The sequence below is a fragment of the Neoroseomonas alkaliterrae genome, assembly GCF_014199195.1.
Taxonomy (GTDB): domain Bacteria; phylum Pseudomonadota; class Alphaproteobacteria; order Acetobacterales; family Acetobacteraceae; genus Neoroseomonas; species Neoroseomonas alkaliterrae.
The window spans coordinates 41,039-61,197 of record NZ_JACIJE010000010.1 but is presented as its reverse complement, the minus strand read 5'-3'; the positions used below and the strand labels follow the sequence as shown (position 1 = coordinate 61,197).

General features: G+C 70.7%; 18 protein-coding genes. 10 read left to right on the top strand and 8 right to left on the bottom strand.

Features of this window, described 5'->3' with window-relative positions; genetic code table 11:
- Positions 1–19: 19 nt before the first annotated feature.
- Genes FHS88_RS16430 through dctP form a run of 3 tightly spaced genes read right to left on the bottom strand, consistent with a single transcriptional unit; the run spans position 20 to position 2,869 of the window.
- Entirely contained in the window at positions 20–1,303 is a 1,284-nt protein-coding gene (locus FHS88_RS16430; RefSeq protein ID WP_184486555.1) for a TRAP transporter large permease, read from the bottom strand.
- The gene (locus FHS88_RS16425; protein WP_338146619.1) at positions 1,300–1,809 is read right to left on the bottom strand and encodes a TRAP transporter small permease; all 510 of its coding nucleotides are present in this window, start codon (positions 1,807–1,809) and stop codon (positions 1,300–1,302) included. Before FHS88_RS16425 ends, FHS88_RS16430 begins: the two co-directional genes overlap by 4 nt.
- 7 nt (positions 1,810–1,816) lie before the next feature.
- Positions 1,817–2,869 carry a TRAP transporter substrate-binding protein DctP gene (dctP, locus tag FHS88_RS16420; protein ID WP_184486554.1) on the bottom strand — a complete coding sequence of 351 codons (1,053 nt, stop codon included), beginning with the start codon at positions 2,867–2,869 and terminating at the stop codon, positions 1,817–1,819.
- Between the two features lie 146 nt (positions 2,870–3,015).
- Here dctP and FHS88_RS16415 point away from each other — a divergent pair, with 146 nt between their 5' ends.
- Positions 3,016–4,578 carry an acyl-CoA synthetase gene (locus FHS88_RS16415; protein WP_184486553.1) on the top strand — a complete coding sequence of 521 codons (1,563 nt, stop codon included), beginning with the start codon at positions 3,016–3,018 and terminating at the stop codon, positions 4,576–4,578.
- 3 nt (positions 4,579–4,581) lie between these two features.
- On the opposite strand, the gene FHS88_RS16410 is transcribed toward FHS88_RS16415, so the two are convergent.
- Positions 4,582–5,340 carry an SDR family oxidoreductase gene (locus tag FHS88_RS16410; protein ID WP_184486552.1) on the bottom strand — a complete coding sequence of 253 codons (759 nt, stop codon included), beginning with the start codon at positions 5,338–5,340 and terminating at the stop codon, positions 4,582–4,584.
- A 128-nt stretch (positions 5,341–5,468) separates the two neighbouring features.
- Between FHS88_RS16410 and FHS88_RS16405 the strand changes: the two genes are divergently transcribed.
- Positions 5,469–6,722 carry an alpha/beta fold hydrolase gene (locus tag FHS88_RS16405; RefSeq protein ID WP_211842347.1) on the top strand — a complete coding sequence of 418 codons (1,254 nt, stop codon included), beginning with the start codon at positions 5,469–5,471 and terminating at the stop codon, positions 6,720–6,722.
- Here the strand turns inward: FHS88_RS16405 and FHS88_RS16400 are convergent.
- Positions 6,716–7,459 (bottom strand): SDR family NAD(P)-dependent oxidoreductase, encoded by a 744-nt coding sequence (locus FHS88_RS16400; protein WP_184486551.1) that lies wholly within the window; start codon positions 7,457–7,459, stop codon positions 6,716–6,718. The genes FHS88_RS16405 and FHS88_RS16400 overlap by 7 nt on opposite strands.
- Positions 7,460–7,611: 152 nt before the next feature.
- On the opposite strand from FHS88_RS16400, the gene FHS88_RS16395 reads away from it, so the two are divergent.
- From FHS88_RS16395 to FHS88_RS16365, 7 genes are all read left to right on the top strand, one after another.
- Entirely contained in the window at positions 7,612–8,616 is a 1,005-nt protein-coding gene (locus FHS88_RS16395) for a TRAP transporter substrate-binding protein (protein WP_184486550.1), read from the top strand.
- 61 nt (positions 8,617–8,677) lie between these two features.
- A complete protein-coding gene (locus tag FHS88_RS16390; RefSeq protein ID WP_184486549.1) occupies positions 8,678–9,187 on the top strand; it encodes a TRAP transporter small permease in 510 nt (169 codons plus the stop codon).
- Positions 9,187–10,506 (top strand): TRAP transporter large permease, encoded by a 1,320-nt coding sequence (locus tag FHS88_RS16385; RefSeq protein ID WP_184486548.1) that lies wholly within the window; start codon positions 9,187–9,189, stop codon positions 10,504–10,506. Before FHS88_RS16390 ends, FHS88_RS16385 begins: the two co-directional genes overlap by 1 nt.
- A gap of 86 nt (positions 10,507–10,592) precedes the next feature.
- A complete protein-coding gene (locus tag FHS88_RS16380) occupies positions 10,593–11,975 on the top strand; it encodes a glycosyltransferase family 4 protein (RefSeq protein WP_184486547.1) in 1,383 nt (460 codons plus the stop codon).
- Positions 11,968–14,154, top strand: coding sequence for a glycosyltransferase (locus tag FHS88_RS16375; protein WP_184486546.1), 2,187 nt, complete (start codon positions 11,968–11,970; stop codon positions 14,152–14,154). The genes FHS88_RS16380 and FHS88_RS16375 overlap by 8 nt, the downstream gene beginning before the upstream one ends.
- Positions 14,155–14,232: 78 nt before the next feature.
- Entirely contained in the window at positions 14,233–14,940 is a 708-nt protein-coding gene (locus tag FHS88_RS16370) for an RraA family protein (RefSeq protein WP_184486545.1), read from the top strand.
- Between the two features lie 4 nt (positions 14,941–14,944).
- Entirely contained in the window at positions 14,945–15,379 is a 435-nt protein-coding gene (locus FHS88_RS16365) for an acyl-CoA thioesterase (RefSeq protein ID WP_184486544.1), read from the top strand.
- 18 nt (positions 15,380–15,397) lie between these two features.
- Here FHS88_RS16365 and FHS88_RS16360 read toward each other — a convergent pair whose 3' ends face one another.
- From FHS88_RS16360 to FHS88_RS16350, 3 genes are all read right to left on the bottom strand, one after another.
- On the bottom strand, positions 15,398–15,883 hold the full coding sequence (locus FHS88_RS16360) for a GlcG/HbpS family heme-binding protein (RefSeq protein WP_184486543.1): 486 nt from the start codon (positions 15,881–15,883) through the stop codon (positions 15,398–15,400).
- A 66-nt stretch (positions 15,884–15,949) separates the two neighbouring features.
- Positions 15,950–17,569: an amidohydrolase gene (locus FHS88_RS16355; RefSeq protein ID WP_184486542.1), complete on the bottom strand. Its 1,620-nt coding sequence runs from the start codon at positions 17,567–17,569 to the stop codon at positions 15,950–15,952.
- A complete protein-coding gene (locus FHS88_RS16350) occupies positions 17,566–18,894 on the bottom strand; it encodes an NAD(P)/FAD-dependent oxidoreductase (RefSeq protein WP_184486541.1) in 1,329 nt (442 codons plus the stop codon). Before FHS88_RS16350 ends, FHS88_RS16355 begins: the two co-directional genes overlap by 4 nt.
- Before the next feature lie 135 nt (positions 18,895–19,029).
- On the opposite strand from FHS88_RS16350, the gene FHS88_RS16345 reads away from it, so the two are divergent.
- The gene (locus tag FHS88_RS16345) at positions 19,030–20,136 is read left to right on the top strand and encodes an extracellular solute-binding protein (protein WP_184486540.1); all 1,107 of its coding nucleotides are present in this window, start codon (positions 19,030–19,032) and stop codon (positions 20,134–20,136) included.
- Positions 20,137–20,159: the final 23 nt, after the last annotated feature.

Genomic DNA, 20,159 nt, shown 5'->3' with positions numbered 1-20,159 from the left:
GCGGCTGCTGCGGGCTGTCCTAAAGGCCCATCGAGCGCGGCAGCCACAGGGCGAGGTCGGGCACGGCCATGACGGCGGCCGCGGCTGCGCCCATGGCGAGGACGAGCCATGCCACCCAGGGGATCGTGCTCTCGATCGGCACCCCGGCGATGCGGCAGGAGACCATCAGGTTCACCGCCATCGGCGGGGTGAACTGCCCGATCGCGATCATCATCGTCAGCACCACGCCGAACCAGGTGAGATCCCACTGGAAGGCGGCGGCGATCGGCAGCAGCACCGGCAGCATGATCAGGAAGATCGAGATGCCGTCGAGGAACATCCCGACCACCACGAGGAACAGCGTCAGCAGCACGAGCGTCCCGGCCGAGCCGAAGCCGAGGCCCACCACCCAGTCCGCGATCGGGCGCACGATGCCGAGCGTGCTGGTGGACCAGGCGAAGACGGTGGCCAGCGCGACCACGATCAGGATGACGGCGGAGATCTCGCCGGCCTCGACCAGCATCTCGTAGACATCGCGCAGGCTCAGCGTGCGATAGACGAAGAAGCCGACGAACAGGCCGAAGAACACCGCCACGACCGCGGCTTCGGTCGGCGTGAACAGCCCGACCCGCATGCCGCCGAGGATGAGGACGGGGGCGAGCAGGCCCCAGATCGCCTCGCGGAAGGTCTGCCAGACGGCCAGCGCCTCCTGCCGGCGGGCCTTGCCGCCGAAATCCTTCACGATGGAGATCATCACCACCGCAGCGATGATGCAGAGGCCGGCGAGCAGCCCCGGGATCAGCCCGGCGGCGAAGATCGCGGGCACCGAGACGCCTGGCACCAGGACCGCGTAGACGATGAAGGCGATCGAGGGCGGAATGAGGATGTCGATCGCCGCCGCCGCCCCGACCGTGCTCGCGATGAAGGGGCGGGGGTAGCCGTCTTCCGCCATGCTCTTCGTCATCACCTGGCCGACCGCCGCGGCGCAGGCCGGGCCCGACCCGGTGATGCCGCCGAGGACCATCGCCACCATCACCGAGACCGAGGCGAGCGCCCCGCGCCCCGCGCCGACGAGCGCCGAGGCGAAGCGCACGAGGCGCAGCGCCACGCCCGTCCGTTCGAAGACGCAGCCGACGAGCACGAACATCGGAATGGCGATCAGCGGATACTTGGCGATGCCGGCATAGACGTTGGTCGGCATCGCCATGATGGACTGGCTGGCGAGCCAGATGGAGAAGGCCCCGGCGAGACCGAGGCCGACGCCCACCGGCACGCCCGCGGCAAGCATCACGCCGAAGACGATGAAGAGGCTCGCCGCGATCATGCCGCCCCGCCGCGGAGCAGACGCACCAGCCGCCCGGCCGCGCGCGCGATCACGAGCAGCGAGAGCAGCGGCAGCCAGCCCGTGTACCACCAGTTCGGATTGCCGAGCCCGTTCGAGAGCACCTCGAAGCGATACTCGTCGTAGGCAAGCCACGCCCCGTACCAGGCCAGCAGCCCGAAGCAGAGGATGGCGAGCAGCAGCGCCACGACCTCGAGCCCGCGCTGCCAGCCCGCCGGCAGCAGGGCGGCGAAATACTCGACCCGGATGTGCCGCCCGCCGGCGGCCGCGAGCGCGGTGCCGACCATGGTCACGATCACCATCAGCACGACGGAGTACTCCTCGGTGACGGCCAGCGAGGCGTCGGTCAGATAGCGCACCACGACATTGGCGGCGGTGATGAGCGCCATCGCGCCCATCGCGGCGGCGAGCAGCACGCGCTCGAAGGCGAGCGGGACGCGCACCGGCGGGTCCGGCGCGCGCGCGCCCGGGTCCAGGTCTGCGCTCACCGTCGCGTCAGGAGGTGGCGCGGCTGATCGCCGCCTGCGCCTTCTGCACCAGCGTCTGGCCCACGGTCTGCGCCCATTTGTCGAAGACCGGCCGCGTGGCGTTGGCGAAGGCGGTCTTCTCCTCCGGCGTGAGCTCGGCCACCGCGACGCCGCGGCGGATGCATTCCTCGATCGCGGAGCGGTCCCCGCCGATGCCGATGCCGCGGCGGGAGTTCGCGATCTGCTGCCGCGCCGCGTCCTTAGCGGCATCGGTGATGAGCGCGCGGTCGGCGGCGTTGAAGCCGTCCATGATGGATTTCGCGACCACGAAGATCCCGGCATCCGCCACGTAGTTCCAGATGGTCAGGTGCCGCTGCGCCAGCGTGTCCATGCGGAAGGCGAGGAAGAGGTTGACCGGGTTCTCCTGCCCGTCCACCGCGCCGGTCGAGAGGGCCGGCTGGAGGTCGGCGAAGGACATCTGCAGCGGGTTGGCGCCGAGGGCGGTGAAGATCTCGCTGAAGATGACGCCCGCGGCGAAGCGGATCTTCATGCCGCGCAGATCCTCCGGCCGCCGCACCTCGCGCCGCGAGTTGGACAGTTCGCGGAAGCCGTTCTCGCCCCAGGCCACGGGCACCACCTCGCGCGTGGCGAGCACGCGGAACAGGTCCTGCCCGACCTCGCCGTTGATCACCGCGTCGAAGCCGCGGTGGTCGCGCAGCAGGAAGGGCAGGGAGAAGAGGTTCATCTCGCGGATCTGGGGCGAGATGTTGATGGTGCTGAACACGGCCATGTCGATCACGCCCTGGCGCATCGCCACCAGTTCGCGCGTCTGGTCGCCGCCCACGAGCTGGCTGCCGGGATAGACCTTCATGTTGATCCGCCCGCCCGAGCGCTCGCGCACCAGGTCGGCCCAGACGAAGGCGCCGTCCGAGAGCGGGATCGGCCGGTTGCCGACCACCGAGACCTTGTATTCGGGCCGGTACTGCTGCTGCGCGCGCACGCGCAGCGGGATCGCGAGGCCGGCGCCGGCGGCGCCGAGCAGCAGCGTCCGGCGCGAGGCGGGCGGAATCGTCGCGGTCATGAGGCGGTCTCCCTGGACGGTCGTTCCCTGCGCCGGTGCCCGGCGCTTGGGGCCAAGACTGGCCCGGCGGGCCGCCCGACCGCAAGCGCCCCGGCGCTTGATCGCCTGCGACGGGCGCGGCAGAGGGGGCGGGGGAGGAACCGCCGATGATCCCGACCTCGAACCTCGCGAGCCTGCTGCTGCAGACCGCCGCCCGCCTGCCCGAGCGCCCGGGGCTGGTGTGGCGGGAGCGGAGCTGGAGCTGGGCCGAGATCGCCGGCCGCGTGCGCGCGGCGGCCGCGACGCTCCGGGCGCGCGGCATCGGCAGCGGCGACCGCGTCCTCGTCCACGCGCGCAACGGCAATGCGATCTTCGAATCCTGCTGGGCCTGCTGGCTGATCGGCGCGGTCTGGGTGCCGACGAATTTCCGGCTCAGCCCGCCCGAGGTCGCCTGGCTCGCCGCCAATGCCGGCTGCCGCGCGCATCTGTTCGATCCTGGCTTCCCCCAGCACCGGGAGGCGGCGCGCGAGGGGAACCCGGCCTGCTCGCTCGAGGTCACGATGGGGCAGGGGGAAAGCCCCACCTGGGATGATCTGGTTGCCGAGGGGCGGGGGGCGCCGGTCGGCGAGACGGCGGCGGTGGATCGTGACCACCCGGCCTGGCTTTTCTACACCTCCGGCACCACGGGCCGTCCCAAGGGCGGCACGCTGACGCACGGGCAGCTCGCCTTCGTCGTCACCAACCACATCGCGGACCTGATGCCGGGGCTGTCGCATCGCGACGCCTCGCTGGTGGTGGCGCCGCTCTCCCATGGCGCGGGCATCCACGCCATGGCGCAGGTCGCGCGCGGGGCCGTCTCGGTGCTGCTGCCGGGCGAGAGGCTGGACGTGCCCGAAGCCTGGCGCCTCGTGGAAAAGCACCGGGTGAGCAACATGTTCACCGTGCCGACCATCCTGAACGCGCTGTGCCGCGACCCGAGCGTGGACGCGCACGACCATTCCTCGCTGCGCCACGTGATCTATGCCGGCGCGCCGATGTACCGCGAGGACCAGAAGCACGCGCTGCGCAAGCTCGGCTTCTGCCTCGTGCAGTATTTCGGGCTCGGCGAGGTCACCGGCAACATCACGGTGCTGCCGCCCGAATGGCACAGCATCGAGGATGATCCCACGATGCCCATCGGCTCCTGCGGGTATCCGCGCACCGGGATCGAGGTGGCGATCCTCGATGCGGAGAACAGGCGCCTGCCGCCGGGCGCCACGGGCGAGATCTGCGTGCGGGGCCCCGCGGTGATGGCCGGCTACTTCGAGAACCCGGAGGCGAACGCCAAGGCCTTCGCCGGCGGCTGGTTCCACACCGGGGATCTCGGCCACCTCGACGAGCGCGGGTTCCTCACCATCACCGGGCGGCAGTCGGACATGTACATCTCGGGCGGATCGAACGTGTATCCGCGCGAGATCGAGGAGGTCCTGCTGACCTTCCCCGGCGTCGCCGAGGCCTGCGTGGTCGGCGTCCCGCACGAGAAATGGGGCGAGACCGGCATCGCCGTGCTGGTGCCCGAACCCGGCGCGACGCTCGATCCCGCCGCGGTGATGGCGCATCTCGACGGCCGGCTCGGACGCTACAAGTGGCCGTCGCGGATCGTGCTGTGGGATGCGCTGCCGCGCTCGGGTTACGGCAAGGTGCCGAAGAACGAGGTGAGGCGGCTGCTGGTGGAACGCGGCGAGGCCTGAGCCTCAGCCGCGCCCCTCGAAGGGCATTTTCGTCGCCTTGATGGTGAGGGTGAAGATGTTCGATTCGAGCGGCAGGTTCGCCATGTGCAGGACCGCCTGGCCGACATGGTTGACGTCCATCGTCGGCTCGACGGCGATGGAGCCATCGGCCTGCTTGACGCCCTGGGCCATGCGGCGCGTCATCGGGGTCGCCGCATTGCCGATGTCGATCTGCCCCGCGCAGATGTCGTATTTCCGGCCATCGAGCATCAGCGACTTGGTCAGCCCCGTGATGGCGTGCTTGGTCGCGGTGTAGGGCGCGCTGTCGGGCCGCGGCGTATGCGCGCTGATCGAGCCGTTGTTGATGATGCGCCCGCCCTGCGGCGACTGGTCCTTCATGATGCGGAAGGCGGCCTGCGCGCAGAGGAAGGAGCCGGTGAGGTTCACCGCCACCACCCGTGACCAGTCGGCATAGGTCAGGTCCTCGAAGGGCGTGCCCGGCACGTTCTGGCCGGCATTGTTGAACAGGAGGTCGAGCCGGCCGAATTTCTGCTTCACCGCGCCGAAGAGCGCGTCCACGGCGGCGGGATCGGACACGTCGGCGGGAATGGCGAGAGCGCGCGAGGCCGCATCGCCGGCCAGCGCGATGGTTTCCTCCAGCGGCTCCTTGCGGCGGCCGGTCAGCACCACGGTCCAGCCGCCGCCGAGCAGCGCGAGCGCGGCCGCCCTTCCCACGCCCGTGCCGGCTCCGGTGACGACGGCGATCCTGCTGCTGGTGCTCATGTCCGCTTCCTCGATGCGTGTGGCGACGTGGCGCGCAATGTGCGCGGCGCGCGCCGACCTGGCAACGCCGGTTGCCGGCCCGCACGGTGGCTGACATCCTCCCGCCGCATCGGAAGGGGAGGAAGGTGATGGCAGGCTGGCCGCAGGGCGAGGCATGGCCGGGCTTCGTCGCCGCCTGGCAGGCGGCGGTGGCGCAGGACGGGGTGCTCGCGGAATGGCGGCGCGGCGCGGCGGTGCGCTTCGCGATCCTGAGCGGGGAGGCACGCGCCGAGTTCGCCTTCGGCGATGCCGCCGCCTCGGCGGATTTCGCGCTCGCGGCGCCGCCTCGGATCTGGTCGCGCTTCCTCGAGCCGGTTCCGCCGCGCCACCACCATGCGATCTTCGCGATGCGCCACCGCGTGCCGGAGTTCCGCCTGGAAGGCGAGGAGCGCGCCTTCATCCGGCACTGCCACCTCGCGCGCCGCGTGCTCGAGATCGGGCGCTGGCTGGTCCTGCATGGCGCGGGCCCCGTGCCCGCCTTCCCGCGCCCCTCGCTCCCGGCGCCGCTCCGGCCCGAGCCCGCCGGGCGCTACGCGACCGTCGCCGCGGATGGCCGCGACTGGCGCATCTATGCCGAACAGGCAGGGCAGGGGCGGGACATCCTCTGCCTGCACACCGCCGGGGCCGATGGCCGCCAGTTCCACGGGCTGATGGCGGATCCGCGCATCACCGGCGCCTGGCGCATGACCGCCTTCGACATGCCCTGGCACGGCAAGAGCCCCCCGCCCGCCGAAGCCCCCGGCGCCTGGCGCCTGACGACCGATCGCTATGTCGCGCTCATCATGGGTGCGGTGCAGGCCTTCGGGCTGCGCAAGCCGGTGCTGCTCGGCGCTTCCATGTCGGGGGAGATCTGCCTCGAGGTCGCGCTGCGCCACCCGGAGGCCTTCTCCGCCATCATCGCCTGCGAGGCCTGCGACCATGTCCCGGGGCGGCGCAGCGCCTGGGCCGACGATCCGGGCATCAACCAGGCGATCTTCGTGCCGGAATGGATACACGGCCTGATCGCCCCGCAGAGCCCCGCCGAATGCGCGGCCGACATCTGGTGGCACTATTCCCAGGGCGGCTATGCCACCTTCGACCGCGACATCGGCTTCTATTCAGGCGAGTGGGACGCGCGCGACCGCGTGCACCGCATAGACACCAGCCGCTGCCCGCTCTTCATGCTCACCGGGGAGTACGACTATTCCTGCACCGCCGAGATGTCGGAGGCGACGGCCGCGAAGATCAAGGGCGCGCGCTTCACGCGCATGAACGGCATCGGCCATTTTCCCTTCGCGGAGAACCCCGCGCTCTTCGCGGAGTATCTGCTGCCCATCCTTGGCGAGGTGGCGCGCGGTCAGTAGACCGCGCGTCCGCCGGAGATGTCGAAGACCGCCCCGGTCGAGAAGGAGCATTCCTCCGAGGCCAGCCAGCAGGCCATGGCCGCGATCTCCTCCACCGTCACGAAGCGGTCCATCGGGATCTTCGACCGCATCCACGCGATCTGCTCGCTCGTCATCTGGCGGAACAGGTCCGTCTCCGCCGCCGCGGGGGTGATGCAGTTGGCCAGCACGCCGGTTCTGGCCAGTTCCTTGCCGAGCGACTTGGTGAAGCCGATCAGCCCCGCCTTCGAGGCGCTGTAGTGCGAGGCGTTCGGGTTGCCCTCCTTGCCCGCGATCGAGGCGATGTTGACGATCCGGCCGTAGCCCCCGGCGATCATCCCTGGAACCACCGCGCGGGTGACGAGGTAGGGCGCGATGAGGTTGACCTCGACCACGCGGCGCCACTCCGCCACCGGCAACGCCCAGGACGGCGCGTTGCCGCCGGTGATGCCGGCATTGTTCACCAGCACGTCCACCTTGCCATGGGCGGCGAGGGTCTCGGCATGGGCGCGGGCGATCGCGTCCTCATCGGTCAGGTCGAGAACATGCGCGCTCGCGCGGCCGAGGGCGCGCGCCGAGTCCTGCGCCGCCGCGCCGTCCATGTCCCACACCGCGACGGAGCCGCCCGATTCGATGATGCGCCGCGCGATGGCGAGGCCGATGCCTCTCGCCGCGCCCGTCACGATGGCCACGCGCCCTGTCAGGTCCAACCGGTTCATGCCGCCTCCTCACGATGGCCGGTGCAGTCTCGTCCCGCGCGGGCCGGCGGGGAAGCCCGCGTAACCGGGCGGTTCCCAACCCGCCCGGTCCGCCCCTATAGTCGCGCATCACCGCCCGCACCAAGCCGGCGGGAGAGAGGGAGAGAACATCCATGAAGCGCAGGGACCTGGTGCGCGGCGTCGGTGCCGGCACGGCGCTGCTGGCGCTGCCGCATGTCGCGCGCGCCCAGCAGGCGATCACGCTGAACGGCGCGGTGCAGTTCAACGATGACCACGTCTTCACCCGCGCCCTGGTGCGCTTCGAGGAGCTGGTGAAGCGCTACTACACCGCCGGGCCGGTGAACTTCGTGCTGCACAAGAACTCGAGCCTCGGGCTGGAGAAGCAGTATTTCGAGTACATGTCGGCCGGCCGCGGCGCCGTGGATTACGGCATCGTCTCGCCCGCCCACATGTCCACCTTCAGCCGCGCGGCACCCTTTGTGGACGCGCCCTTCCTGTTCCGCGACCTCGCGCACTGGAACCAGGTGCTCGACCAGGACCTCTTCGCCCCCGTGGCGCAGGAGATCGAGCGCCGCGCGCGCGTGGCGCTGATCGGCTATGCCGGTGGCGGGGTGCGCAACATCTTCGCCAACAAGCGCGTGACCAACATGGCCGAGCTTCGCGGCCTCAAGGTCCGCGTGCAGGGAGCGCCGATCTGGTCGCGCACCTTCCAGGCGGCGGGCATGTCGCCCTCGGTCATCGCCTACAACGAGGTCTACAACGCCATCCAGAACAACGTCATCGAGGCCGGCGAGAACGAGGCGGCGGGCGTGGAGGCGATGCGCTTCTACGAGGTCGCGCCCAACCTCATCATGACGCAGCACGCGATCACCATCCGCCCGATCTGCTTCTCGACCCAGACGCTCGCGCGGCTGCCCGCGCCGCTGCAGGAAGCGATCCGCCGCGCGGGCCGCGAGGCCGGCGCCTTCGGCCGCCAGGCGGAGAGCACCGAGGACGGGCAGAAGCTCGAGGCGCTGGAGCGCGCCGGCCGCCTGCGCCGCATCGAGTTCACCGAACGCGCCGCGCTCAAGCGTGCGGTAGACCCGGTGATGGTCGCCTATGCGCGCGAGGTGGATGCCGAGGCGATCTACAACCGCATCAACGCGCTCTCCTCCTGAACGCGGCGCGGCCGGGGGCTTTGCGCCCCCGGCCCCTTCCTTCCCGATCCTGGAGTTCCGCATGCCATCCAGCGCCATCCGCGGCGCGGTCCGGCGGGCTGCCGCGCTCTATGCGCGCTTCCTCTCAGCCCTGCTGGCCGTCTCGGTGCTCATCCTCGTCGTTCCGGTGAGCCTGCAGGTCTTCTCGCGCTACACGCCGCTGCTGCCCCACTACATCTGGACCGAGGAGATGGCGCGCTTCCTGCTGGTCTGGATGATCATGATCGGCGCCATGGTCGGCATGCGCGAAGGGATCCACTTCGTCGTGGACCTCTGGCCCGATCTGCGCGGGCGCGCGCGGGCGGCGCTCGACCTCGTGAGCGGGGTCTGTGTGCTGGCCTTCGCTGCGGCCTTCGTCTGGTACGGCATCGAGTTCGTGGACTTCGCCTGGTTCCGCATCAGCGAACTGGCGGAACTGCCGCTCTGGCTGATCCACCTGCCATGGCCGATCCTTGGTGCGACCTGGATCCTCTTCGCCGGAGAGAAGTTCGTGGACGACCTCCGCATCCTGTTCGGGGGCGATGGGCCATGATGGGGGGCAACGTCCTCGATCCGGCGCAGGCCTCCTGGATCCTGTTCGGCACCTTCTTCACGTTGCTGTTCCTGCGCGTTCCGGTCGCCGTGGCCCTCGGCCTGGCCTGCCTGCCGGTGCTGATGCTCGAGCCGCGCCTCGGCGCCATGACGCTGATGCAGGAATCCTTCAACGCCTACAATTCCTTCATCCTGCTCGCGGTGCCCTTCTTCCTGCTGACCGCCAACCTGATGAACATCGGCGGGATCACGACGCGGCTCGTGCGGCTCTCGCGCGCGCTGGTGGGGCATTTCCCGGGCGCGCTCGCGCAGGTGAATGTCGTGCTCTCCTTCTTCTTCGCGGGCATCAGCGGCAGTTCGACCGCGGATGCGGCAAGCCAGTCCAAGATCTTCATCCCGGCGATGGAAAAGGAGGGCTACAGCACCTCCTTCGCCGTCTCGATCACCGCGGTCAGTTCGGTTCTCGCGGTCATCATCCCGCCCTCCATCCTGATGATCATCTGGGGCGGCGTGCTCACGGTCTCCATCGGCGCGCTGTTCCTGGCCGGCATCATTCCCGGCCTGCTCATCGCGCTGGCGCAGATGGGCACGGTCCACGCCTATTCGAAGCTGCGGCGCTACCCCACCTATCCGCGGGCGGGGCTCGGCGAGATCGGTGCGGCGGCGTTCGTCGCCCTTCCTGCGCTGGCCACGCCCGCGCTCATCATCGGGGGCAAGGTCTTCGGCTGGTTCACGGCGACCGAGAGCGCCTGCATCGCGGTGCTCTATGCCGGCTTCCTGGCGCTGCTCGTCTATCGCGAGATGGACCTCAAGGGGCTCTTCGCCGCACTCGGGGAGACGGGGCGGCTGGCCGGGGTGACGCTGTTCTGCGTCGGCACCGCCTCCTGCTTCGGGTGGCTGCTCGCCTACTACAAGATCCCGGAGGCCATCCTTTCCGGGGTCGCCGCCTGGGGCATGGGGCCGATCATGACCGGCTTCTTCGTCGCGGCCGTCTTCCTGGTGGTGGGCTGCTTCCTGGACGCGATCCCCTCGATCATCATCGTCGGCGCCATCCTCCAGCCGATCGCCCTGGGGGCCGGCCTCGATCCCGTGCATTTCGCGATGATCGGCATCGTCAGCCTCGCCTTCGGCCTCGTGACTCCGCCCTACGGCCTGTGCCTGCTGATCGCCTGCTCGGTCGGGCGGATGCGGCTCGGGCAGGTGATGCGGGACGTGTCGGTGATGCTGCTGCCGATGTTCGTGGTCCTGGCGCTCGTCATCATCTTCCCGAAGATCGCACTGTTCCTGCCGCAACTGGTCTCGCCGGAGTTCCTTGACTGACGCAGGCGGCGCTTGCCTGGGCGCCGCGGGGCGGCGAAACAGCGTGACGGGGCGCGAGCCCCGCGCGCCGACCGCCCGGAGAATGCATGCCCAGCGACCGCAAGCCCCGGATCTTCATCGACGGCTACAACCTCTCCCTCGAGCAGGGCACGGGGGTTGCGACCTATGCTCGGAACCTTTCCTTCTCTCTGCGCGACCTCGGGGCCGAGGTGGGGGTGCTCTATGGCACCAAGGCTTCGACCCTCGGCCGCCATGCCCTGCTACGCGAGATCGCCTTCTTCGACCCCGGCATGCCGAGCGGCAACGCCTTCACCGAGGCGCTCAGACGCTACACCCGCCCATTGCGCTCGGCCTTCGGCGAGGTCGCGACGCAGGTTCCCATCACCGGCCAGGTGATCCGCCACACCTTCCGCAGCCGCCTGCCGCATTTCGACCATATCTGGAACGTCCGCGGCCTGTTCGAGGCGCAGCGCGTGCATTTCCGCCTCTATCGCACGAGGCTCGCGGTGCAGTTCCGCCGCCCGCCGGATCTGATGCACTGGACCTACCCGCTCGCGCTCTTCGCGCGCGGGGCGCGCAACGTCTACACGATCCACGACCTCGTGCCACTGCGGCTGCCCTACACGACGCTCGACAACAAGCGCAGCTACTTCCGCCTTGCGCGCCTGATCGGGCGCCGGGCGGACCACATCATCACGGTCAGCGAGGCCTCGAAGCGGGACATCGTGAACCTGCTCGGCGTGCCCTCGGAGCAGGTGAGCAACACCTACCAGGCGGTCGAGATTCCGGCGCGCTACGCGAACAAGCCCGTCGCCGATGTGCGCGCGGAGCTCGAAGGCACCTTCGGCCTGCCCTACAAGGGCTACTTCCTGTTCTTCGGCGCGATCGAGCCGAAGAAGAATGTCGGCCGGCTCCTCGAGGCCTATCTCGGTTCCGGCGTGCAGGATCCTCTGGTGCTGGTCGGCAAGCAGGCCTGGAAGTCGGAGCAGGAACTGCGCCTGCTCTTCGGCAATGACCATGTCCGCTACCTGCTGACGCGCGACGGCGTGACCGAGACGCGCTTCCGCGTGCGCCATGTGGACTATGCCCCGTTCCCCCTGCTGGTCAGCCTGATCCGCGGCGCCAAGGCGGTGCTCTTCCCCTCCCTCTATGAAGGCTTCGGCCTGCCGGCGCTGGAGGCGATGCTGCTCGGCACGCCGGTGATGACCTCCAACACCTCCTCCATGCCCGAGGTCGTCGGCGATGCCGCGCTGAAGGTGGACCCCTATGATGTCCGGGCCATGGTGGAGGCGATCCGGGCGCTCGACGCCGACGCCGACCTGCGCGGACGCCTCGCCGATCTTGGCCCGAAACAGGCTTCCCTCTTCGCGCCGGAACGCTATCAGGAACGGATCCGCGACGCCTATGCGCGCGTCGGGCTGCGGCTCGGCGAAGGGGCGCTGCGCGGGGACGGGGATCGGGATGGCTGACGAGCATTTCGGACCGGCCGCGGCGGGGGACCACCTCCGCCACGCCGATGCGCTGCGGGACCGGCGGCTCTGGACGGCCGCGGCCGCGGCCTATGCGGAGCATCTCGCGCTGCATCCGGGGGATTGGGCGGCGCGCATCCAGATGGGGCATTGCCTGAAGGAGGATGGCGATCTCGCCGCCGCGCTCGCCGCCTATCGCGAGGCGGCTTCGGCCGCGCCGCATTCGGCGGATGCGCATCTGCAGCTCGCCCATGCGCTGAAGCTGCTGGGTCAGGGGGAGGCCGCCTGGCGCTCCTATGCGCGTGCCCTGGAACTCGCGCCCGACAACGAGGATGCGGCGCGCGGTGCGGCCTCGCTCGCCGCCGTCGCTTCGGGCGTGGCCGTCAGCCCGCCGGTGGCGGGGCAGCTCGCACAGCTCGTCTTCGACAGTTCGGACCTCGTCGCCTATGTCATGCACAACCGGACGCCGACCGGCATCCAGCGCGTGCAACTCAACGTGACCATGCGCGCGCTGCTCGACCCGATCGAGGGCACCAGCACGGCAGCCGTCGCCTTCGACGAGGATTCGGGCTTCTGGCGCGAGATCGGCCGCGATCTCTTCCTGCGGATCTGGAACCTCTCGCGCACGGGGGGCGACCCGGACGCGCCGGCGTGGCGGGAAGCCGTGGCCGAGCTGCGCCGCGCCTTGCGGGAAGCCCCGGACTTCGCCTTCGCGCCGGGCGCGACACTGGTGAACCTCGGCACCTCCTGGTGGATCAAGGACTACTTCCTGCGCGTGCGGCATGTCGCGCGCCTGCACGGCGTGCGCTACGTGCCGCTGGTCTATGACTGCATCCCGCTCATGGCGCCCGAGCATTGCCAGCCGCTGCTCGTGGAGGAGTTCGCGCAGTGGTTCTCCTCCATGGCGATGCTGGCGGACAGCGCGCTCGCCATTTCGGAGTGGTCGGCCGCGGATGCCCGGCGCATCGCCGCCGAGGTCGCGCCCGAGCGCGCCTTGCCGGTCTCGGTCATGCCCCTCGATGCCGATCTGCGCCAGGACCTCGGGGCGGCGGCGGCGGAATCCTGGCCCCTTCGGCCGGACCTGCCCGAGCCGGGAGAGCCCTTCGTCCTCTGCGTCGGCACCATCGAGAGCCGCAAGAACCACCTGATGCTGTTCCACGCCTGGCTCACGCTGATCCGCCGGCACGGGGCGGCGCGCGTGCCGCGCCTTGTCTGCGTCGGCAAGCCGGGCTGGCTCGCCGATGCGGCAATGACGCTGTGGCGCAACGCGGCGGCGCTGCGCGAGCGCGTGCTGATCGCGCATGGCGTGCCGGATGTGGCGCTCGCCGCGCTCTATGGCCGCGCCCTCTTCACCGTGACCAACAGCTTCTACGAAGGCTGGGGCCTGCCGGTGACCGAGAGCCTCGCCTTCGGCCGGCTGCCGCTGGTCGCGCGCAACACCTCGCTCGTCGAGGCGGGCGGCGATTCGGCCGTCTATTTCGAGCCGAACAACCTGCCGGACCTCGTGGCGAAGCTCGAAACGCTGATCTTCGACGATGCCGAGCGTGCGCGCCTCGAGGCGCGGATACCGCATTCCGTCCGCCTGAGGCGCTGGTCGGACATCGCGGAGCAGGTGATGCGGGCGGCAACGGCCAGCCAGGAGCGCGCGCCGCCGCCGGTGATCGCGCCGGGCATCGTGCATCCGCTGCGCCTCACGGGCGGGGGCGAGGCGACACGGCTGAAGGCCATGGCGGATATCCTCCGCCACGGGCTCGCCTGGCATCCGCTCGAGCCCTGGGGCTGCTGGACGCGGCCGGGGGTCGCGATGCTGCACATCCGGCTGCCGGCCGGCAGTGCCGGGGGCAGGTGGCGCGTGCATCTCGGCTGCGTCATGCCGCCCGGCGATGCGGCGCCGCGCATCCGCGCATTCGGCGCCGGCGCCAGCCCCGGGCGCTTCCTGTCGGTCAGCGCGGAACCGGAGCGCCGCTTCGCCTGCGTCCTGGAGACCGAGGCGACGGAGGAGGGGATCATCGTCGAGATCGACGGCGGCGCAGGCGTCCGCATCGCGGCGGAGGACGGCGGCGCGGGCTGCACGGTCGGGCTCGGCGTCACCGATGTCATGGTCTGCCGGCCGGAGGACCTCGCCGCACGGCAGGATTTCCTGGAGCGGCTGGCCTTCCTTGTCCTGGGCCCCGGCTGAGCCCGGCGCGCGCGCCGGGCGGCCCCTTTGACCCGGGCGCCAAGGCGGAAGATGCTGGCGTGACGGAGGAACAGACACATGGCTCACTACCCCTTCACCGCCGCCGATCTCGAAGCCCTGCGGCAGTGGGACACGCCGACCATCTGCAACGCGCTCGAACTCGTCGCGCCGCATCGCCGCGGGCACGGCTTCACGGTGCGGCCGATGGTCGCCGTGGACCCGAAGCTGCCGCCGATCTGCGGCCTCGCGCGCACGGGCACCCTGCGCGCGGCCTTCCCGTCGGGACGGTCGAAGGAGGCGGACCGGGCCATGCGGATCGCCTGGTACGAATACGTCGCGAATGCCGAACTGCCGACCGTGGTCTGCCTGCAGGATCTCGACGACACGCCCGGCGTGGGGGCCTTCTGGGGCGAGGTGAACAGCGCGGTGCACCAGGGCCTCGGCGCGCAGGGCGTGGTGACGAACGGCTCGGTGCGCGACCTCGACATGTTCGCGCCGGGCTTCCAGGGCATCGCGGGGGTGGTCAACCCGTCGCACGCCTATGTGCACATCGTCGCGCTCAACCTCGACGTGACCATCCATGGCATGCAGGTGCGGCACGACGACGTGGTCCATGCCGACCGGCACGGGGCGGTCGTGATCCCGCATGACGTGGTGACGAAGCTGCCGGCGGCGATCGAGCTCGGCGCGCGGCGCGAGAAGGTGATCCTCGACATGGTGAAGTCGCCCGGCTTCAACGTGGCGAAGCTCAAGGAAGCCCTGTCGAAGGCCGACGACATCCACTGAGCCGATGCGCGAACCGCTCTGCCGCGTGCTGCCCGGATGGGTGGACCATTACGGGCACATGAACCTCGCCTACTACCTCGTCGCCTTCGATCTGGCGACGGATGCGCTCTGGCCGTCGCTGGGGCTGGGCAAGGCGTTCCAGGCGAAGGGACTCGGCACCTTCGCCGCGGAATCCTGGCAGGCCTATACGCGGGAAGTGACCGAGGGCGCGCCGCTCGCCTTCGACAGCGAGGTGCTGGCCTATGACGCGAAGCGCCTGCTGTGCCGGCACGTCATGTACCACGCGGAGGAAGGCTGGCAGGCCGCCGAGAACGAGGTGCTCTACCTCTGCGTGGATCTCGGCGCGCGGCGTGTCGGCGCATGGCCCGAGGAGGTGATCGCGCGCTTCGCGGCGCGCGCCACCGGGGCGCCGGCCAAGCGGCTCGCGCTGAAGCGCTGAGCGTCGGCTCTCGCGGGTCTAGTTCAGCCGCTCCCGGATCCGCGCGATGCCCGCCTCGGCGCATTGGTCGTCGAGATGCCCGCCGGGCGCGCCGCCGACGCCGATCGCGCCGACCACCTCCTCGCCGGCCCGGATGGGCATGCCGCCGCCGACGATCAGGAACCCCGCGATGTCGGGCAGGCGCGCGGCGCCCGGGTTGGTGCGGACGGTCTCCAGGATCTGGCTCGTGCTGGCGCGCATCGAGACCGCCGTGTAGGCCTTGGCCTGGGCGGAGGAGACGGTGTGCGGCCCCGCGCCATCCGCCCTGAGCAGCGCGCGCAGCACCCCGGCGCGGTCCACCACGGCGGCGCTGACGCGGTGGCCGCGCCCGGCGCAGGCCTCCACCGCGGCGGCAGCGGCCTCGGCGGCGAGCGCGGCGCTGACCGTGCGCTCGGTGACGAGGCCCTGGGCGGCGCCCGGCAGGGGAGCGAGAAGGGCGGCAAGGATCAGCGGAAGGTGGCGCATCGGGACGGCTCGGCGGCGTTTGCGCGCGCAGGATGTCGCATCGGCGCCCCGGCGCGCAAGCAGCGCTCATGCCTGGTGGCGCAGCACGCCGCCCACCACCGTCGCGACCACCTGCGTCTGCCGGATCGCGGCCGGATCGCAGGCGAGGATGTCGGTGTCGAGCACCGCGAGGTCGGCGAGCTTCCCGACTTCGAGACTGCCCTTCTCGTGCTCCTCCCGCTGCGCCCAGGCGCCGAGCCTCGTGTAGGCGGCCAGAGCCTGCATCGGCGTCACGGCTTCGGCCGCATCGAGATCGGCGCCGGTCTGGCTACGCCGCGTGACCATCGCGGCGATCGCGGTGAAGGGATTGACGCGGCAGACCGCAAAATCCGAATGGCCCGGTGCCGGGATGCCGGCGGCGATCAGGCTGCGATGCGGCCACATGTGGCGCATCGCCGCCTGGCCGCGATTGGCGACATAGGCCTCGCCGAGCTCGTCCATGAAGCCGGTGGCCGAGGAATCGACGAAGCCGCCGCGCTTCAGCCTTTCGAGGATGGGCGGCGTCACGTAGCAGCAGTGTTCCACGCGCATCCGGTGGTCGGCCACGGGATGCGCGGCAAGGGCGGCTTCCATCACATCCAGCGCGAAGTCGATGCCGCGGTCGCCCACGCCCTCGATCATCACCTGCAGCCCGGCCCTGTGCGCGGCGGTGGCGCGCGCCGTCAGGTCGTCCTTGTCGTAGAGCAGCATGCCGGTGTTGGGCACCGGCTCGCCCGGGACCGGCGTGCCGACATAGGGTTCCCAATAGGCTGCGGTGCGCCCCGAGGTTGAACAGTCCGGGCACCATTCCACGCCGATCAGCCGCAGCCATTCGTCGCCGAAGCCGGAGCGGATGCCCGCGCCGATCAGATGCGGGATCAGCGGCTCGTCGCGCCCGCTCGCGATGATGCCCATGCGCATCCGCCACCGGCCGTCGCGCCGCATCTGCTGGTAGGCTCGGATCGCCCTGATCGGCGTCAGCGAATTCGCCACCGAGGTGATGCCATGGCGCAGGCATTCGTCCTGCACCATCTCCATGCCCTCGGCGATGTCGGCCTCGCTGTCCGCGGCGTGCACGGCGTTGAGGAAGATGTGCGCCGCCGTCTCGCGCACCAGGCCGGTGAAGGCGCCGGTGGCGGGGTCGCGGTCGAAGGCGCCGAAGGGCGGATCCGGGGCGTCGGGCGGGATGCCGCAGGCGGCGAAGGCGGCGCGGTTGGCAAGGCCCAGATGCCCGTCCGTGCGCAGGATGAAGACCGGCCGCCCGCAGCCCGCCGCATCGAGTTCGTCGAGCGTGGGATAGCCGCCCGAGGCGCGCTCGTTCAGCCGGTAGAAGGCGCCCCAGCGCCCGGGCGGCAGGCCTCGGCACACCGCGCGGATGGTCGCGAGGAGCGCCTCGCGGCTCGTCACCCGATCGGGCGAGACCAGGGTCCAGGTGCGCAGCCGCACGGCATAGGCGTCGGGGTGGGCGTGGCTGTCCACGATGCCGGGAATGACGCGCCGGCCTTCGGCATCCAGCAGGCGCGTGCCCGCGCCGACATGCGCGCGCATCGCCTCGCTGCTGCCGAGCGCCACGATGCGCCCGCCGTAGGCCGCCAGGGCCGCGACCTCCGTGCCCGCCGCGTCCATCGTCGCGACGCGGCCGTTGAGCAGGACGAAATCCGCGTTCATGCCGCCGCCCTGTCGATGTGGTCGCGCAGCCGGTACCAGCCGCCGATGACGGGCAGGAACCAGTTCGGGTTGCCGTTGTAGAGAGGCAGGGTGGGGAAGGGGAGGCCGTCGAGCGCGAAGGGCGCGTTCGCGGCGCCCGCGATCTTGAGCGCGGCGTTGTGCCCGAGCCATGTCGCCATCGCCACGCCCGAGCCCTGGCATCCCGCCGCGTAGTGGATGCCGTCCTGCACGCCGATATGGGGCAGGAAGTCGAAGGTGAAGGCGACGTTGCCGGTCCATGCATGGGTGATGCGCAGCGACTTCGCTTCGGGGAAGACGGCGGTCATCGCCCGGTGCAGCGCCGGCGCCGCATTCGCGGGGTCGGTCGGGCCGAAGCTCGCGCGCCCGCCCCAGAGGATGCGGTTGCCGGTCGGCGAGGGGCGGAAATAGTTCAGCACGCGACGCGTGTCGCTGATCATGCGGCGGCCGGGGAAAAGACGGTCCATCGTCTCGGCGGGCAGTTCCTCCGTGGCGATGATGTAGGACCCGACCGGGATCATCCGCCGCGCGAGCCACGGCATCGCAGCGTTGCCATGCGCGTCCCGTGAATAGCCGTTGGTCGCGACCAGCACCGCGTCGGCGCGCATCTGCCCGCGATCGGTCGCGAGGCGGAAACCCTCGCCCTCCCGCCGGATGCCGCCGACGCGCACGCCATCCACAAGCCGCGCGCCGGCCGCCTCCACCGCGGCGGCGAGGCCGCGCGCATACTTGCCCGGATGCAGGCTGCCGGAGGCATCGGCCAGCATGCCGCCATGGTAGTGGTCGCTGCCCAGCGCCTCGCGCTGGCGCGCGCGCGGGAGCATGCGCGTGGGCAGCCCCGTGACCTCGGCGATGAACTCGGCGCGCGCGGCGAGGGCGTCGTAGTGCCTCGGCGTCCAGGCCGGCACGAAGCGGCCGCAGCGCACGTAGTCGCAGTCGATCCCCTCGCGTGCGATGGTCTCCTCGATGAAGGGGAAGGAGGCGGCCGCGGCCTCGGCGATGGCGCGCGCCTTCTCCTTGCCGTGATGCTTCTCGAGCGCGCCGGAGGCCACCTTCAGCCCGCCCGAGACCATCCCGCCATTGCGTGAGGAGGCGCCCCAGCCGATGCGCTCGGCGTCGATCACCGAGACGTCGTGGCCGAGCCTGCGCAGCGTGAGCGCCGCGGAAAGCCCGGCATAGCCCCCGCCGACCACGGCGACGCCGGTGCGGTCCGGCAGGACGCTGTCGCGCCGCGGCGGTTCCGCGGCCTCCCACCACCAGGGGAGCGTCTTGAAGCCCGGTGCGAAAGGCGACGCGTCTTGGGTCATTGCCGGATGCTTCCGCCCGTGGTCAGATTTCGCCTCGGGAGAGTTCACGCCGCCACGGCAGCGATCGCAAGTGGGTTCGCAGGCAGGGCTCGGCTCCGGCCGCCATCGCCCTCGCCCTGCAGAGGAGGGACGGTGATGCAGAGCTTCCATGAGGATTGCGTCGCACTGGCGATGCGCCGCTTCCGCCGTGGCGAGGTCGGGCGCCGGGCGCTGCTGCGCGGACTTGCCGGCCTCGGCCTCGGGGCGATGGCCGTGCCCGATGCGCTGGCCCAGGCGGTTCGCCAGATCGTCATGGTCAATTGGGGCGGCATCGCCAACCAGGGCTTCGGCCGCTTCTACGGCGAGCCGTTCATGGCGGCGAACCCGGGCTGGCGCGTGGTGCAGGACAGCACCGGCCCTTCCGCCGGGCGCATCCGCTCGATGGTCGAGAGCGGGCGCGTCACCTGGGACATCTGCGACAGTTCCGCCACCACCTCGCACCTGCTCGGCGGGATGAACCTGCTGACGCGGGTGGATTACGGCGTGGTCAAGCGCGAGGACGTGATCGGCCCGACCTTCGCGCTGGAGTTCGGCGCCGCCCCCTATTCCTTCAGCAGCGTGCTCGTCTACGACAGCAGCAAGTTCCCGACCGCGCCCACCGGCTGGGCGGATTTCTGGGACCTGCAGCGCTTCCCCGGCACGCGCCTGCTGCGCCGCGACGCCGCCGGCGCGCTCGACGCGGCGCAACTCTCGCTCGGCAAGGATCCGGCGAATCTCTATCCGCTCGATGTGCGCGCGAGCCTCGAGCGCGTGCGCCAGATCCGGCGCAACCTCGTCTTCTGGACCAGCGGCTCCGAATCCGAGCAGTTCATGCGCACGGGCGAGGCGGTGATGGGCCAGATCTGGCACACCCGCGCCAAGGTGCTCGAGCAGGAGACCAACGGCCGCATCAAGTTCATCTGGAACCAGGGCATTCTGCAGCCGGGCATCATGGTGATCCCGCGCGGCAATCCCGCCGGGGCGATGGTGCAGAACTTCCTCGCCTCCATGCTGGCGAATGCCGAGCAGCAGGTCGAGCTGCTGAAGTTCCTCGGCAACGGGCCCACCAATCCGCGTGCCGCCGCCCTGGTTCCCGAGGAATACAGGCGCTTCAACCCGACCGACCCCGCCAATGCGCGCGTGCAGGTGCCGCAGGATGGCCAGTGGTGGGGCGCGAACTACGCCCGGGTGAACGCCGACTACATCGACATGGTGACCGGCTGAGCGGCGCCACGCTGCGCGGGACC

Bases quoted from the DNA above. Each gene is read 5' to 3' on its own strand.
- FHS88_RS16385 (WP_184486548.1), top strand. From the start codon at position 9,187: ATGGGGGGCAACGTCCTCGATCCGGCGCAGGCCTCCTGGATCCTGTTC.
- FHS88_RS16390 (WP_184486549.1), top strand. From the start codon at position 8,678: ATGCCATCCAGCGCCATCCGCGGCGCGGTCCGGCGGGCTGCCGCGCTC.
- FHS88_RS16415 (WP_184486553.1), top strand. From the start codon at position 3,016: ATGATCCCGACCTCGAACCTCGCGAGCCTGCTGCTGCAGACCGCCGCC.
- FHS88_RS16355 (WP_184486542.1), bottom strand. From the start codon at position 17,569: ATGAACGCGGATTTCGTCCTGCTCAACGGCCGCGTCGCGACGATGGAC.
- dctP (WP_184486554.1), bottom strand. From the start codon at position 2,869: ATGACCGCGACGATTCCGCCCGCCTCGCGCCGGACGCTGCTGCTCGGC.
- FHS88_RS16380 (WP_184486547.1), top strand. From the start codon at position 10,593: ATGCCCAGCGACCGCAAGCCCCGGATCTTCATCGACGGCTACAACCTC.
- FHS88_RS16365 (WP_184486544.1), top strand. From the start codon at position 14,945: ATGCGCGAACCGCTCTGCCGCGTGCTGCCCGGATGGGTGGACCATTAC.
- FHS88_RS16375 (WP_184486546.1), top strand. From the start codon at position 11,968: ATGGCTGACGAGCATTTCGGACCGGCCGCGGCGGGGGACCACCTCCGC.
- FHS88_RS16350 (WP_184486541.1), bottom strand. From the start codon at position 18,894: ATGACCCAAGACGCGTCGCCTTTCGCACCGGGCTTCAAGACGCTCCCC.
- FHS88_RS16430 (WP_184486555.1), bottom strand. From the start codon at position 1,303: ATGATCGCGGCGAGCCTCTTCATCGTCTTCGGCGTGATGCTTGCCGCG.
- FHS88_RS16395 (WP_184486550.1), top strand. From the start codon at position 7,612: ATGAAGCGCAGGGACCTGGTGCGCGGCGTCGGTGCCGGCACGGCGCTG.
- FHS88_RS16410 (WP_184486552.1), bottom strand. From the start codon at position 5,340: ATGAGCACCAGCAGCAGGATCGCCGTCGTCACCGGAGCCGGCACGGGC.
- FHS88_RS16370 (WP_184486545.1), top strand. From the start codon at position 14,233: ATGGCTCACTACCCCTTCACCGCCGCCGATCTCGAAGCCCTGCGGCAG.
- FHS88_RS16360 (WP_184486543.1), bottom strand. From the start codon at position 15,883: ATGCGCCACCTTCCGCTGATCCTTGCCGCCCTTCTCGCTCCCCTGCCG.
- FHS88_RS16400 (WP_184486551.1), bottom strand. From the start codon at position 7,459: ATGAACCGGTTGGACCTGACAGGGCGCGTGGCCATCGTGACGGGCGCG.
- FHS88_RS16405 (WP_211842347.1), top strand. From the start codon at position 5,469: ATGGCAGGCTGGCCGCAGGGCGAGGCATGGCCGGGCTTCGTCGCCGCC.
- FHS88_RS16345 (WP_184486540.1), top strand. From the start codon at position 19,030: ATGCAGAGCTTCCATGAGGATTGCGTCGCACTGGCGATGCGCCGCTTC.